This window comes from Halorubellus salinus, from assembly GCF_020567525.1.
Lineage (GTDB): Archaea > Halobacteriota > Halobacteria > Halobacteriales > Natrialbaceae > Halorubellus > Halorubellus salinus.
Genome location: NZ_JAJCVI010000001.1, coordinates 870,146 through 884,864 on the forward strand (window position 1 = coordinate 870,146; position 14,719 = coordinate 884,864).

Annotated in this window: 13 protein-coding genes; 7 read left to right on the forward strand and 6 right to left on the reverse strand. The window is 70.1% G+C overall.

Going from position 1 to position 14,719, the window contains the following annotated elements; genetic code table 11:
• Window positions 1–74 precede the first annotated feature (74 nt).
• Both LI336_RS04390 and LI336_RS04395 read right to left on the reverse strand, forming a co-directional pair.
• Window positions 75–560 (reverse strand): VOC family protein, encoded by a 486-nt coding sequence (locus tag LI336_RS04390; protein WP_227131407.1) that lies wholly within the window; start codon window positions 558–560, stop codon window positions 75–77.
• Window positions 557–2,125 carry a DUF3179 domain-containing (seleno)protein gene (locus tag LI336_RS04395; RefSeq protein WP_227131408.1) on the reverse strand — a complete coding sequence of 523 codons (1,569 nt, stop codon included), beginning with the start codon at window positions 2,123–2,125 and terminating at the stop codon, window positions 557–559. The genes LI336_RS04390 and LI336_RS04395 overlap by 4 nt, the downstream gene beginning before the upstream one ends.
• Window positions 2,126–2,246: 121 nt before the next feature.
• On the opposite strand from LI336_RS04395, the gene LI336_RS04400 reads away from it, so the two are divergent.
• A complete protein-coding gene (locus tag LI336_RS04400; protein ID WP_227131409.1) occupies window positions 2,247–3,539 on the forward strand; it encodes a phenylacetate--CoA ligase family protein in 1,293 nt (430 codons plus the stop codon).
• Between the two features lie 76 nt (window positions 3,540–3,615).
• On the opposite strand, the gene LI336_RS04405 is transcribed toward LI336_RS04400, so the two are convergent.
• Window positions 3,616–4,800: a hypothetical protein gene (locus LI336_RS04405; RefSeq protein ID WP_227131410.1), complete on the reverse strand. Its 1,185-nt coding sequence runs from the start codon at window positions 4,798–4,800 to the stop codon at window positions 3,616–3,618.
• 88 nt (window positions 4,801–4,888) lie between these two features.
• Here LI336_RS04405 and LI336_RS04410 point away from each other — a divergent pair, with 88 nt between their 5' ends.
• From LI336_RS04410 to LI336_RS20490, 5 genes are all read left to right on the forward strand, one after another.
• The gene (locus tag LI336_RS04410) at window positions 4,889–6,469 is read left to right on the forward strand and encodes a DUF7282 domain-containing protein (RefSeq protein ID WP_227131411.1); all 1,581 of its coding nucleotides are present in this window, start codon (window positions 4,889–4,891) and stop codon (window positions 6,467–6,469) included.
• A gap of 98 nt (window positions 6,470–6,567) precedes the next feature.
• On the forward strand, window positions 6,568–6,741 hold the full coding sequence (locus LI336_RS04415) for a hypothetical protein (RefSeq protein WP_227131412.1): 174 nt from the start codon (window positions 6,568–6,570) through the stop codon (window positions 6,739–6,741).
• Window positions 6,742–6,819: 78 nt separating this feature from the next.
• On the forward strand, window positions 6,820–7,551 hold the full coding sequence (locus LI336_RS04420; RefSeq protein WP_227131413.1) for an EthD domain-containing protein: 732 nt from the start codon (window positions 6,820–6,822) through the stop codon (window positions 7,549–7,551).
• Window positions 7,551–8,195, forward strand: a complete 645-nt coding sequence (locus LI336_RS04425) for an HD domain-containing protein (protein ID WP_227131414.1) — start codon at window positions 7,551–7,553, stop codon at window positions 8,193–8,195. The genes LI336_RS04420 and LI336_RS04425 overlap by 1 nt, the downstream gene beginning before the upstream one ends.
• 33 nt (window positions 8,196–8,228) lie before the next feature.
• Window positions 8,229–8,429, forward strand: a complete 201-nt coding sequence (locus LI336_RS20490; RefSeq protein ID WP_438267264.1) for a rubrerythrin-like domain-containing protein — start codon at window positions 8,229–8,231, stop codon at window positions 8,427–8,429.
• A gap of 115 nt (window positions 8,430–8,544) precedes the next feature.
• On the opposite strand, the gene LI336_RS04435 is transcribed toward LI336_RS20490, so the two are convergent.
• The 3 genes from LI336_RS04435 to LI336_RS04445 all read right to left on the reverse strand — a co-directional run bounded on the left by LI336_RS04435 (window position 8,545) and on the right by LI336_RS04445 (window position 14,181).
• On the reverse strand, window positions 8,545–11,697 hold the full coding sequence (locus LI336_RS04435; protein WP_227131416.1) for a DUF1664 domain-containing protein: 3,153 nt from the start codon (window positions 11,695–11,697) through the stop codon (window positions 8,545–8,547).
• A 296-nt stretch (window positions 11,698–11,993) separates the two neighbouring features.
• Window positions 11,994–12,893, reverse strand: a complete 900-nt coding sequence (locus tag LI336_RS04440; protein WP_227131417.1) for a hypothetical protein — start codon at window positions 12,891–12,893, stop codon at window positions 11,994–11,996.
• Between the two features lie 316 nt (window positions 12,894–13,209).
• On the reverse strand, window positions 13,210–14,181 hold the full coding sequence (locus tag LI336_RS04445; RefSeq protein WP_227131418.1) for an NAD-dependent epimerase/dehydratase family protein: 972 nt from the start codon (window positions 14,179–14,181) through the stop codon (window positions 13,210–13,212).
• Between the two features lie 121 nt (window positions 14,182–14,302).
• Between LI336_RS04445 and LI336_RS04450 the strand changes: the two genes are divergently transcribed.
• Window positions 14,303–14,599: a hypothetical protein gene (locus LI336_RS04450; protein WP_227131419.1), complete on the forward strand. Its 297-nt coding sequence runs from the start codon at window positions 14,303–14,305 to the stop codon at window positions 14,597–14,599.
• Window positions 14,600–14,719: the final 120 nt, after the last annotated feature.

Sequence of the window (14,719 nt, forward strand, 5' to 3'; positions counted from 1 at the left end):
TCGCGGGCTACCTAACGGTTGGCGTGGCGGCGACGACTGGCGCGGAGCGTTCGCGAGACCGACCGCGAGCGACGTCAGTCCTCGTCAGCGAACGCGTCGCTGACGGGCATCCCGTTCACGTACGTGTCGGGGCTGTCGTACTTCTCGGCGTACCCGTCGCGGTACCGCATGAACTGGAAGAGGACGCCCGTCGGGTTCGCCGGCGACAGGAACGCCTCCTCGTAGGTGTCGTACTGCGCGCGGTCGACGACGACGAGGTCGTGTTGCTCGCAGGCGTCGACGACGGCGTCCATGTCCTCGACCTCGAACGTGACGTGGTGGAGGCCCGGGCCGTGCCGGTCGAGGAACGTCTGGATGAAGTTGTCGTCGCTGAGCGGCGTGACGAGCTCGAGGCGGCTCGCGTCGCCGATGACGTACCCGGCCCACCGGAACCCGTCGTCTGGGCCGGTGTCGTCGACGTACTTCCGTGCGCCCAGCACCTGGAGGACGCTCTCGGCGGCGTCGAAGTCAGCGACGGCGATGCCGGTGTGTTCGACGCGGATTGGGGTGCCGTGGGTCATCGCTCGCGCACCTCCGCGTGGCTCTCCGGCGCTCCGGGCGAGTCGGTCCTCGCGACGTGAACGGTGTCGTAGTGCGGGCGGAACGCGAGCCAGAGCCCGTGCCGGCCGGGAACGCGGTCGTAGGTCGCTGTACCCTCCTCGTGCCGGCCGCCCTCAGGGACGAGCGCGTCGTGCGTCGGCGTCCACCGCCGGCCCTCGCCGTCGACGAGAACGGTCTCGCCACCTCCGCTTCCCCCACCGCTCCCGTCGCCCTCGTCGTGTCGGGACAGGGGAGCGTCGGGCGCATCGTACACGGCGACGTCGCCGTCCAGCGGGAGCGCGACGACGCGCCGGCCGTCGACCTCGTCGGCGACCGGCCACGTCTCGCGGACCGCGTCGACGGGGTACGCGTGCAGGCCGGCGGCGGCGTCGACGCCGTAGACGTACGTGCGGTCGTCGAGCGCGCTCGGTTCGGCGCGCACGCCGGGGTGGAAGACGTCGTCGTTCTCCCAGTAGTGGCGCTTCACGAAGCCGTCGTAGTCGCGGTAGAACTCGTAATCGAGGTCGTAGCCGGTGTCGGGTGCGAGCGTCGCGCTCTCGGGGTGGGCCGCGCGCCAGTCGCGCCACGTCGTCTGGGAGACGGGGCGGAATGACAGCGAGACGCCGTCCTCGTCCGCGTCGACGCGGTCGCGGTGACGTGCGTACTCGGGGCCGGCGACGGGCGTTCCCGTCTGCTGGTTCCAGAGCGTGAGCGTCTCCTCGTCGTACATGAGCTTGTTCCCGTTCCAGAGACAGCCGGTGGACGCGAACTGCCGGGGGCCGTCGGCGGTGCCGTCCGCGACGGTGGCGTCGTAGAGCACGGGCGAGTTACACATCGTGCAGTAGCTGAGCGCGAGGCGTTCGCCGCCGAGGTCGAAGTTCGCGAACTCGTGCGGGAAGAGGAGGTAGCGCGGGACGGCGTACGCGTCGCTGCCGACGCGGAACCCGTAGACAACGTCGTCGGGTTCGAGGTGGGCGTCCGCGGTCGTCCAGTCGGGGTAGTTCAGCGGGTGGAGGACGGTCGGGCCGGTGCTCCCCCAGCGCACGCCGTCGAAGTCGGGGTGCTTCGGGTCGGTATCGAGGAGGTGCCCGACGGTCGGGTGGTAGGTGCGGTAGAACCGGACCTTCCAGTCGACGTAGCCGTCGAGCGTCTCCGGGTCGGTCTGGGTGTACCAGGACTCCCACTGGAGCCACGCGACGCCGGGCTGGTCGAAGTCGGGGTCGGCTATCGAACAGAGCGCGTCGACGACGCCCGGGAACCGCGTCTCTGGGTGTTGGAACGCGTACGGCGGGTCGCGGCCCCGAAACACCTCTGGGAACCCGAGGTTCTCCCAGTCGCTCGCGACCGCGTGGAGCGTGGCGGCGTCGACGAGGTGCGCGACGACGCGCTCGTCGCCGACGTCGGCGAGTTCGGCGAGCGCGCGCTCGTGGCGGTCGACGTCCTGCACGAGGAGGTCGTCGAGGAGCCCCTGGAGGACGCTCGCGTCCGTTCGCTCGCCGCCGGCGCTGCCACCGGAGTCGTCACCCGTCGGTGGATCTGTCGTCATGCCCGGGGCTTCTCCGTGAGTGAGGTTAACGGTTAGCGTCCCGACCGTGGGCCAGGGGGACCCGTTCCGGAGAGTCGGATCGCGGGCAACGCTTTTGCCCGCCGCCGTCGCGTGTCCTGGTATGACGTATCACGACGTGGAAGCGCTGTCGCGCGAGCGTCTCCGGGACCGCCAGCGCGAGCACCTCCAGCGAGCAGGCGAGCGCGCGAACGAGGTCGCGCTCTACCGCGAGCGGTTCGCGGACGCCGGGCTCGAACCGGGCGACCTGACCCACGAGACGCTCCCGGACCTCGCGTTCACGACGAAGGCGGACTTCCGCGATAGCTACCCCGACGGCCTGTTCGCGGTCCCGCGCGAGGACCTCCGGCGCGTCCACGCGTCCTCGGGCACCACCGGGAAACCGAAGGTCGTCGCGTACACCGACGGCGACCTCCGGAAGTGGCGCGACCTCGGCGCGCGGTCGCTGTACGCCGCCGGCCTCCGACCGGGCGACACCATCCAGAACGCGTGCGGGTACGGCCTCTTCACGGGCGGCCTCGGCTGGCACGACGCCATCGAAGCGCTCGACGCGTGCGTCGTCCCCGCAGGCGGCGGGAACACGAGCAGGCAGGTCGACCTCATCCGAGACCTCGACGTCGCGGGCTTCGTCTGCATGCCGAGTTACGCGCTCTACCTCGCCGACCACGTCCGCGACCGCGGCGGCGACCCCCAGGACCTCCCCATCACGCACGTCCCCGTCGGCGCGGAAGCGTCCACCACCGCGATGCGCGAGGAGATCGCGGACACCTTCGACGCGGTCGTCACCGAGAACTACGGCCTCACCGAACTCTACGGCCCCGGCGTCGCCACCGAGTGCGCCGAAGCGACCGACGGCATGCACGTCTGGGAGGACCACTACCTCGTCGAGGTCGTCGACCCCGACACCGGCGAGCGCGTCCCCGACGGAGAGCGCGGCGAACTCGTCCTCACCGGCCTCCAGAAGGAAGCCGTCCCCGTCCTCCGGTACCGCACCGGCGACGTCGTCGAACGGGCGACCGACACCTGCGACTGTGGCCGCACCCACTCGCGGATCCAGGTCGTCGGCCGGAGCGACGACCTCCTCGTCGTCCGCGGCGTCAACGTCTACCCGACCGAGATAGAGCACGTCCTCCTCGAGTTCGACGCCCTCGCCCCACAGTACCGCATCGACGTCTACCGCCAGAAGCGACTCGACACCATCGAGGTGACCGTCGAAGTCGACCCCAGTCGGGACCTCGCCGCGCCCGGCCGGAACGAACTCGCGAGCGACGTCACCGACCGCCTCGCAGACGTCCTCGGCCTCACGCCCGACGAGGTCGACGTCGTCCCACCCGACACCATCGACCGCACCGAAGTCGGGAAGATCAAACGCGTCCACGACCACCGTGAGAGCTAGCGCTCTCACGTACTCCCGCTCGCTTCGCTCACGGGACCAGAGGGACGAGTAACCGCGTCTCTGCGCCCGTTCGCTCTTAGTCGTCGGCGGGCGGTGCGAGCTTCAGGACGAGTGCCTCCGAGCCGACGGACTGCTGGTACGGGCGGGTCGCGGCGACGACGTAGCCGCCCTCGACGGCCGCAACCGCGTTCGCATCCCGGATGACGGGGCCGGGAACCGGCGAGACCGGACTCTCCCAGATCGGACGGCCCCAGCGGTCGGTTCGCCGGACCGCGGTCGTGGACTTCGAATCCGACAGCGCGAGGTAGCCGTCGCGGAACGCGAGCACGTCCTCGAACGACCGGCCGGTCGACGGCCGCCGCCAGACGGGCGTGCCAGCGTCGTCGTGGAGGACGAGCACGCGGCGCCGGTCCTGCTCGCCGAACGACAGCGTGCCGCCGGCGAGGAACCCGTTCGCGGTCGCCGTCGCCGCGTCGTAGCTGTCGCCGTACGCGCCGCCGTACGCGCGACGCCAGGCGACCTCGCCGGCTCCCGTCAACCGGAGCGCGTGCGCGTCCGAGTGCCCGCTCGATCCGCCCGTGCTCTCCCCGACGACGTACACGCCGCCGTCGGGTGCCGGCGCGGCGTCGCCCGGCCGCATACCCGGGACGTCGAGCCGACGATGCCACGCGAGCTCGCCGGTCGCGTCGAACTTCGCCGCCTCGAGCGCCGGCACGTCGTCGACGTTGCCGACGACGACGACGCCACCGTCGGCCGTCCGGGCCGTCAGCACGCCGTACACGTCCTCGCTGTCGCCAAGGTAGCGTTCGACGTCGCGGACGCGGCCGTCGGCGTCGACGGTCGCGCGGACCACCGTCTCGTTCTCGGCGTCCGCACCGACGACGACGTAGCCGTTCGCCGTCCGGTGAACGCCCCCGAGGTATGCGCCGGCTTCGATCGTCGCTTCCCACCCGGGGCGGCCGTTCGCGGCGAGGTGCCGGAGCTCCCAGCTCGACCGTCCCTGCCAGAGGAAGACGACGCCGCCGTCGTGCGCGCGGATGACGTCGAGTCCCTCGTCGTTCGCCTCGGCGCTCCCGTACCGGTGCGCCCAGACGTGCGACGGCGGTCGGTCGTCGGACGTGGCGTCGTCCCGCGGAGTGGTGCGCCCTGGCCCGGTGGTCGCCTCGCGACGGCTCGCGCTCCCGCCCGCGGCGAGCGGCGTCGCCCCGGTCCCGACCGCCGCGGCGAGCGCGCCGAGGAACTGACGTCTGCTGGAGGGCATCGGCGAGAGCATCGCTCGCGTCCGGCATAAGCCCTGTGTCACCATTCACCACAAGAGTTTCACTGGCGGTGGTCGAACCGGAGCGACGATGCGTCGCGCCCTCCACGTCCTCCTCGTCTGCGCGGTCGCCGCGACGGTGCTCGGTCCCGTCCCCGCGGTCGCGGCCAGTGGCGGACAGGACGCAGCCCCGTCCATCGAATCGACGCCCTCGTCCGTGACCCAACCGTGCCAGCCGGCGACGTCGACCGCCGCCGAGCGGACGCCCGCCGCCCACTCGGCGACGGCCGCCACGCCGTCCGCCGCCGCGAACGACACCGTCACCGTCCGGTCCGCGCTCGGCTACGGCCTCGCCGACCTCGACGAAGCGAGCGAGATCGCGGCCGCAGCCGACCGCGGCGACCTCCAGGCCGGCCGGGTCGCCGTGCGGGACGTCCTGGTCGTCACGCTCCGGAACGACGCGCTCGCGACCGACCTCGGTGCGGGGAACGCGACCGCGGCGTTCCGCGACCGAACGGACGGGTCGACCAGGCCGCTGGTCGTCCGTCAACGAGGCACGTGCCGGCCGCCGAAGCACCTCGTCCTCTCGCCGAACGTCACCCGCGTCGTCGCGGCACCCGACGCGGGCGTCGTCCACGTCGTCGTCGACCTCGCGAACGCGACCACGCGGAACGAGTACGAGAGCGAGCCCGCCCCCGAATCGTTCGCCTTCCCCGGCCGAATCCTCGTCAACGCCACCGTGGACGCCGGTGACGGCCCGCGGTCCGTCGAACGCGAAGTCGAAGCGTTCCGCCGCGAGGCCGAACTTGCGGACGTCCCCGACGGGGAACCGGCGCTCCGGACCGCGAGCCCCGACGCGGAACTCGCCGTCGACACGAACGTCGACGGGAGCGTCCCTGTCTCGTTCGTCCTCCGGAACGACGGCGGCGACGTCGTCGTCCGGTCGGACGCGACCACGGACGAGGACGGGGCCGCCCTGACGCAGGTCGACCTGACTGGCGTCGCCGCCGGCACGACCCTGAATCTCTCCGTGCGCGTCGACGGCCACGACCTCCTCGACGAGCCGCGGACCGTTCGGGTCGTCGAACGACGCGCGACCGTCGCGAACGTCACCGCCGCCGACCGCGCGCAGAGCGCGTCCGTGTCCGCGACCGTGTCCCTCGAAGCCGGCGGGTTCGTCGTCCTCCACCGCGGCGACGTCGACGGCCCGGTCGTCGGTCACTCGCGCGACCTCGCTCCCGGCGACCGCGAGCACGTCACCGTCTACCTGACCGAACCGGTGCGGAACGAGACCACGGTCGTCGCCGTCGCGCACCGGGACGCCAACCGGAACCGGCTGTTCGACGACGCGAACGACGACCCGCGATACGCCGAGGGCACCGTCACCGGGTCCGTCGTCGTCGCGAACGCGAGCCTCCCCGCGCCCAGCAACGACACCGCACCCGAGCGCGACACGAGCGCGTGGACCGCAACCACCCCCGAGACGACGGACGCGGTCGCCACGACGACGTCGTCGTCGGGCAGCGTCGACCCGACGACCTCCACCGGCGGAGGGACGGCCGGGACCAGCACCGACGAGCGTGACGACCAGAACAGGTCGATTCCGGGATTCGACGCGGGGGTCGCGGTGCTCGCCGTCCTCGCAACCGGACTCGCGCTCGCCCGGCGCTAACCCCCCGGAACCGCCAGCCGGCACGGCCCTCGACGGGCGTTTCAGGGCCGCTCGGCGCAAATCGTGGTCGTTATCCATCGCTATCCCTGAAGGAGGGTGTGAATACCCCTGAATCCGCTCCCGTCGAGGGGGCAGCGCTGACGAGTCGCGGCTTCCACATCACCGTGGACGACGGCCGGGATTCCTTCTACGCGATCTCCATCGAGGACCCCGAGAACGAGGACGCGTGGTTGATGTCCGACGCCGTGTACTCGCTCGACGAGATGCGATAGCGCGTCACGCCGTCGCGGCGGCCACGAGCGCGCCGCTTCCCCTCATTTTATCGGCTCACCGGGCGTCGACTCGAACGTATGTACAAGCACGTCGCGTGTCTCGTCCGCAAGGACGACATGACTCACGAGGAGTTCACCGATTACTGGAAGAACCAGCATTCGCCGCTCGCGAAGGACATCGAGGGCGTCGTCCGCTACCACACGGTGTACCCGAACGACCCGGAGAACAGCGAGTTCGACGGGCTCGCCGAGCTCTACTTCGAGACGCTCGACGACCTTCACGAAGCCCTCGGGAGCGAGGGCAGTCGCGACTACGACCCGACGCGCGAGGTCGCCGCGGCGGCGCGCGAGGACGTGAACAACTTCCTCGCGATCGACGAGCGACCGCGGTTCATCGGCGAGGAGAAGGTCTGGAAGGACGAGGTCGACGGCGACACGGACGGCCTCTACAAGCACTCCGCGTTCCTCGTCCGGAAGGACGGCATGACCCACGAGGAGTTCCGGGACTACTGGGAGAACAACCACTCGCCGCTCGCGAAGGACATCGAGGGCGTCGTCCGCTACCAGACCGTGTACCCGACGGACCCGGAGAACGCGGAGTTCGACGGCGTCGCGGAGCTCTACTTCGAGACCATCGAGGACCTCCACGAGGCCCTCGGGAGCGAGGGCAGTCGCGACTACGACCCGACGCGCGAGGTCGCCGCGGCGGCGCGCGAGGACGTGGACAACTTCCTCGCGGTCGAGAAGCGCCCGCGGTTCATCGGCCGCGAGGTCGTCCAGAAGGACGAGGTCGACGCCGAGGGGTACTGATGCCCGGCGAGGACGCGACGGGCGAGGACGACGCGGATGCGGGAGCGACCGAACCCGACTACGAGACGCAGGTCCGGGACGCGTTCCCCGAACTGGCGGAGATAGCGGACGAGACGCTCCGCGACCAGGTCGTGGAGGCGTGGACGCTCGGCCTGGAGCGCGGCGGCTGGCAGGACATCGCTGACATTCCCTACGCGTGGAACATCCACGAGGTCACGAACGTCGAGCACGTCCGCGGCGTGACGAAGGTCGCGCTGGAGTCGGCGCGCGTCCAGCGCGAGTTCCACGGCGCGGACGTGGACACGGACGTCGTCGTCGCGGCGTGCCTGCTGCACGACGTCGGGAAGTGCTACGAGTACGTCGACCACGTCGACGCCGAGCTCCTCGACGAACCGGATCGCGAGCACTACGCGACCGAGGAGGTCCCGCACTCGATATCGGGGTACGCGCTCGCACACGAGGTGGGGGCGCCCATCAGCGTGCAGCGCGCCATCCCGCACTTCCTCGGCGAGGTGCCGACGCGGACGCTGGAGGCGGAGCTCGTGAAGTCCGCGAACTCGGCGTCCTCGAACGCCATCACGGACGCCGCGATGGGGATCACGCTCAAGGAGTGGGTCGCCGAGTACAGTCAGACCCAGAGCTAGCGTCGGTCGTCGTCGGGGTCGTCCGTCGAGCCGATGCCTTCGTGCGGTCTCGATGCTCGCGTTTCGAGACTCGATACCCCCACAACCCTTATCACGAGACGCGTCGATTGTTACCACATGACACAGGTGATGTCTCGGTACGAGTGCACAGCGTGCGGCCGCCAGACACCGCACGTCGAACGAACATGCAGCAAGTGCGGCGGCGAGATGAAGAACGCCGCACTCCCGCGCTGAACGCGACGGACCACGCACAGTCGCCGTGACCCTGGGTGGGTGGCGGCCGGACGCCCTGTCCCTTCTGCGACCCGACCACAGCCAACCAGCTCCGACCGGTTCGAGCGTCGCGCCGTCAGCGTTCGCGCGCCCAGACCGCCCCGAGCACGAGCGCGCCGACGACGAGCGCGCCAGCGCCGACCGCGACCTCGCCGAGCGCCAGCCCGAGCGCGCCCGCGCCTACACCACCGCCACCGACCGCGCCCGCGACTGCGGACGTCACCCCGACCCCAGGGTCCTCCTCCTCCAGTGCGTCGACGCGGTCCGCGAGCGCCTCGACGTCCGCCGTCGTCGCCGCGTCCGCCGACAGCGCGTCGACCCGCGAGCGGAGTGATTCGACGCCGTCGGTCGCTTCGGCCGCCGTCTCCCGGGCCGCGGTCGCGTCCGCTGCCGCGTCCGCCGCCGCCTCCGCCGCCTCGCCCGCAGTCGCCGTCGCATCCGTCGCCGCTTCGTTTGCCTCGCCCGCAGTCGCTGCCGCGTCCGCGGCCTCCGTGGTCGCATCCTCGACGTCCGCAGCCAGTGCCGCGACCTCGTCCTCGACGTCGTCCAGCCGAGCGCGGACCGCCGCGAGCGCGTCCGCATCCGCCGCGTCGACGTCCGCCGCCCCGAGCGCGTCCACCTCCGCCACGCGGTCCGCGAGCGCATCCAGGTCCGCCCGGACGTCCGCGACCGCCGACGCCATCGCCCGCTCCGCGACCGCGTCCTCCACGTCGTCGACGCGCGACGACGCCGCGTCCAGGTCCCCGCGAACGCTCGCGACGTCGTCCGAGACCGACGCGACGTCGCCCGCAACGCCAGCGACCTCCTCCCCGACGCCGGCGACGTCCTCCTCGACGGAATCGACTCGCCCCGTGATGCCAGCGACGTCCGTCTCGACGGCCTCCACGTCGTCGTTCACGCCGTCCATCCGGTCGGCCAGTGCGACCACGCGGTCGTCGACGTCCTCGACCGTCGACTGGACGTCCTCGACCGTCGAGTCGACCGCTTCGACCCGCGACGCCAGGTCGTCCGCTCGGGCGTCCAGCCGCTCCGAGACGTCCGCCACGCGGTCGGTGACCGCATCGACGTCCGCCGAGAGCGCCTCGACGTCCCCGGTCACCTCGTCGACGTCCCCGGTCACCGCGTCGACGTCCCCGGTCACCTCGTCGACGTCCGCAGTCACCGCGTCGACGGTGCCGGCGAGCCCGGTCACGCGCTCGTCGAGGTCGTCGGTACGGTCGTCGACCGAGTCCGTGCGGGCAGCGACGTTGTCCACTTGGGCCGCCGTCGCGTCGACGCGGTCGTCGAGGCGCTCGGTCGTGGTGGCGAGCGACCGCGCGCGGTCGTCGAGCGCCGCGACGTCGTCCGCGACGGCGTCGACGGTCGCGTCAAGTTCGTCGAGCGCGCCCTCGACCGCGCGCAGGTCCTCGCCGAGCGCGTCGAGGTCCGCGTCCACGGCCTCGCGCGTCGACTCGACGTCCGCCGCGAGCGACGCCACCGTCTCCGCGTCCGCCGCGCGCTCGTCGAGCGCGTCGACCTCACCGTCGAGCGTCGACACCGTCGAGTCGAGCGCATCGAGTTCGTCGGTCACGCGCGTCACGTCGTCGTCGAGCGCCGCGACGTCGTCGTCGACACCGTCGACGTCCGCTTGGAGGTCCGCGACGTCCGCCGCGAGTCGCCCCTCCAGGTCGTCGAGCGCCTCCCCGACGTCCGCGAGTCGATCGTCGAGCGCCGACAGTTCGCCCTGCAGGTCCGCGACGCCGACCTGCGTCTCATCCAGGTCGTCCGCCACGCGGTCGACCTCCTCGTCCACGCGACCAATCTCCTCGTCCACGCGGTCGACCTCCTCGTCCACGCGGTCGACCTCCTCGGCCACGCGGTCGACGTCTCCCGCGACCGACGCCACGTCGGTTTCGACGTCGTCGACGCGTTCGCCCGTCGCCATGTCGGCCTGGATCTCCTCGAGTCGGTCCGCGACGTCGTCCAGTCGGTCCGTGAGGTCCGCGATCTCCGCGTCGCGGTTCGCGAGCCTGTCGAAGAGCTTCGTGATGGCGGCGTCGTCCACCGCCGCCGTCGCACCGCCGTCCGAGTCCGCCGCCGACGACTCCGGTATCGGCTCCGGGTCGCGGACCGCCTCGTCCGTCGACGACTCCTCGAGGTCGTCCGCGGTCGCGTCGTCGGTCGCCACCGGCGAGATGTCACCGGTCCCGCGGAACCCGCCGTCGGCGCCCCAGGTGACGTCCTCGAAGGCGTCCACGTCGTCCGCGGCCGCGGCGAGCGCGCCGCGCGCGACGCTGACCGCCGGGTCGTCGACGAGTCGAGCGTCGGTCACCCGGAGGTCGAGCGCGCACTCGTCGAACCGCCCCGCAGCGAGCACCTCCAGGCCCGGAACCGCGCCCTCGCCGCCGACGACGACCGGGACGGAGACGCCCTCGCGGACGTCGCCCTCCGTCGCCTCGTCGACCGTCGCCGCAACCACGTCGCCGACGAGCGCGTCGTACCCCCTCGCGAGCGCGTCCTCGACCGCGTCACCGCCACCGGTCGATTCGATGGTCGTCCGCGCCTGCACGCCCCGCACCTGGTCGACCGGGTCGCCCGTCGCCGCCGCGGCCTGCTCGGCGACCCAGTCCCCGCCCTTCGCGACCGAGAACGCAAGCACCGGCACGCCGTAGTAGACGAGCGCGACCGTCGTCGACTCCGCCTCCACCGCGACGCCGACCCCGGTGAGGTTCGCGTCCGAGAGCGCGTCGTACACGACCGCGAACCCGCTCGCTATCGGCGTCGGCTCGTACCCGAGATCCTCGAGGACGCGCCGGACCGTCTCCCGATGGGTCGCCGTCGGGAGCGACGCGTCCACGGTCGACCCCGGGACCGAGTACGCCAACCGCGCGTCCCCGTCGCCACCGCCAGTGCCGTCCCCGTCGCCGTCCGCGGGGTCGCCGAGGAAGTCCGACGCGAGCGCCGCGAACACGTCCGCGACGCCCTCGCGGTCCGCGAGCACGCCGTGCTCCAGGAGGCGCTCCGGCGTCCCACCGACCGCGGCCGCTGCGCGCGTCGCGTCCGGCCCCACCACGTAGGTCGCGTCCTCCACGCGCACCGTCGTCAGCGCCGACTTCGAGAGATCCGTCTCCGCGAAATCCTCGTCCGCGATCTCCAGGTACAGCGGTGACGTCTCCGAGACGGTCGGCGTCTCGGGGTCGCCGCGCGCCACCCTGAACCCACGCGTGCCGATGTCGAAACCCGTAGCCATGGCACGCGATTCAGTGCCGGTCGTCTAAGGCGTTCCCCCTCCAGCGGACTCGTGTCCGCGAGTTCCGTTCGCGCAGTCGGCCGAGGACCAACCGCTACGCACGGGTGCGAATCTAACGTAACTGGCTGAACGACACCACGTACCCGTATTCGTATATCCGTGATAGAACGCCCACGGTGAGGTCGGTTACTGACAACGCCTTCCCGTATCTACCCGATAGTACGGACGTGCTGTGTCTCGTGCTTCTGAGACCGACAATCGAGACTGAGACACATCACTGGATTTCTCGCGCCACGTTAGCTCATCTCCCCAACGAGTGTCTTCGCATAGACCGGACTATTCAGCCGGATGCGCACCACGTCTCCAGCGTCGAGCGGGTCGGGTGAACTCTCCGATGGCTCACCCCGTGAGAGGCGACTGGTCTGTCCATCGCGCCAGAGCCACAGTTCCTGATCGGGTTCGAAAGCACTCGAGAGTTCGATGGAACCACCGTACGCTCCCGCGTTGCTCGACAGTGTCACCTCGCTGGACTCCGGGATGGGGTCGCCGCCGGTGTGTCGGATCACGACTTGTTCGCCCTCGGTTCGCATCTCGATATCCGGGGCCCGATCACGGGCCTTCTCGAACCAGTCAGGTTGCGCAACAGTCGCGGTGTCGTACTCCGACGTTCGAAGTTGTTCTCGGAAGACGATCAGGTCTTCTCCTGCAACGACCTCGAGTTCGGATTCAAACTCCTCAACGATGCCATCTTCTCGAACGATGAGTTTAGCCGACAGCGACTCCACCCGGTCAGCGTCGATGTAGTGATAGAATTCCAACGCTGGCTCCGGGTCGGCGACTGTGTCAGTGCTGACCACGAACCGCGTCGTGTCATCGTCTTTCGACACGTCTGGCGAGCCGAAATCGCCAGCAGCGGCCACCCACGCGACGAGGTCGACGTGGAGAATGTTGTTCAACGGAAGCGAGGTTCCAGGTTTGACGACGTCGCCGTAGACGGGGGTGCCCTCGAACGAAGACCGCCACGTGTTTCGCTTCCGTCCGTTCGCAGTTATATACTTATCAACTTCGAATCCGGTGGTGTCCTTCGAAATCGTTGCAGTATCATCTTCGACTCGATACGACGCTCGTCCTTCGTATGGACTCCGCCCCAATCGCTCAATTCCGGACTCGAGCTTGAAAGCCGACAGCGACTGCATTGCTGACAGGTAACTGATAGCGACTAATTCTTTTCTGTGTCCCGGATCGTGTCGCGAGGAGTGGGCGTGATTCGACACAGAGCCGCCGCGGGCGATGCGGACAACACATGAGCAAGACGGGAAGTACCGCCATTTCCGGTGGTCTTCTCGGCTTCAGGGTTGGCGAAGGTGGCCCAGAGACTGGCGGCACGTCGACGAACACGAGAAGCACGGTCGCTCGTTGCGCTGTCCGTATTCGTTCCAGTGTTCGACCGGTCGCGAGGACCGTTGGTCCAAGCGAACGCTCGAACGGTGTCGCCGGAGTCGGCCGAGCGGTTCAGACCGGGTCGAGGCCGTTCTCCTGGCGGAGGACGTTGATGTAGTCGCGGAACCCGGTCTCGAGGTCGTATTCGGGGTCGTACCCGAGGTCCTCCTGTGCGGCGGTCATGTCGAGGCGCTGGGTCCAGGGGAGTTCCCCCTCGTCGTTCACGGTGATGTCGGCGTCGGGCATGATGCCCTCGACGGTCTCGGCGGCCTCGCGGACGCTCGCGAGCTCGCCGCGGACGTTGTACACGCGCTTCGTGAGGTCGTCCTCGTCGGCGAACGCGCCGAGGCGGAACGCCTGCGCGATGTCGGCGACGTGCTGCCAGTCGATCTCCTCGGTGCCGTAGTCGACCTCGAACGGCTCGCCGAGCGCGGGCTTCTCGACGATGTTCGCGAGGAACGCCGACCCACCGGTCTCGCGGTACGGCCCGTACGCGACCGTCGGGCGGAGCGCGACGTCGCTGACGCCGTACTCCTCGCGGTACACGCGCGCCTGGTGCTCGTTGTACTCCTTCGTCGCGCCGTAGAGCGTGTCCGGGTACGTGAGGTCGTCCTCGGTCACCCACCAGTCGCCGCCGTCGTCGTAGTGACGCGGCGGCGCGTAGATGGCGGCCGAGGAAGCCCACGCGACGCGCTCGACCTGGTCGTCTAGGGTGCGCGCCGCCTCGAAGATGTTCGAGGTGCCCTCGACGTTCACCTTCATCGCGGCGCGCGGGTTCTCCTCCGCGGTGTTCGTCAGGAGCGCCGCGAGGTGGACGATGTGGGTCGTCCCGGTCTCCGCGACCGCGTTCACGACGTCCGTCGAGTCCGTGACGTCGCCACGTCGCGTCTCCACCTCGTCGGCCACGCCGACCTTCTCGAGGATGCGCTCGTCCGTCGACAGGTCGTACGCGACCACGTCGTGGCCGTGCTCGACGAGGTCCTTTGCAACGTAGGACCCGATGAATCCCGTGCCACCGGTTACGAGGACTGTATTGTCGCTCATCGTCCAGCAGTTCTCGCACCGACGCGAAAAAGGTTGCACACTAGGCACCCCCGACACCGCGAGTCAGCGTCGGTTGCCGTCGTCACGAACCGTTATCCCCGTGACGGGAGTACGAGCGAGTATGATTACGCAGGCCTCCGTCGCCGTCGGCGACTTCGTGCGAGTGGACGCGGATGCGAGCATCCAACAGGGCGTCTATCGCGTCGTCGGCAGGCCGGCGAACGCGCTCGTCTGCCTTCGCGTCACGGACGACGCAGGGGAGCGCGCGAGCACCGGCGACCTCGTCCGCATCGAGGCCGAGGACTACGGCCACCTCGAGCCCGCGACGGAGCCACAGACGAGCGCACTCACCATCCTGAAAGGCCTCCTCGAGGGGCCCTACTGGGTCGTTCGGTCGCTCCTGCCGTTCGCTCGCTGAACGAGCATCCATTGACATCCTCCCTGCCCTGAAGGGCGAGGATTCCCGAGCGTTGGGATATTAAGGTTCGCAACCCGCCTGTTCGCTCGGTGCGAAACGCCCCGAGGTTTGGTTGAACAG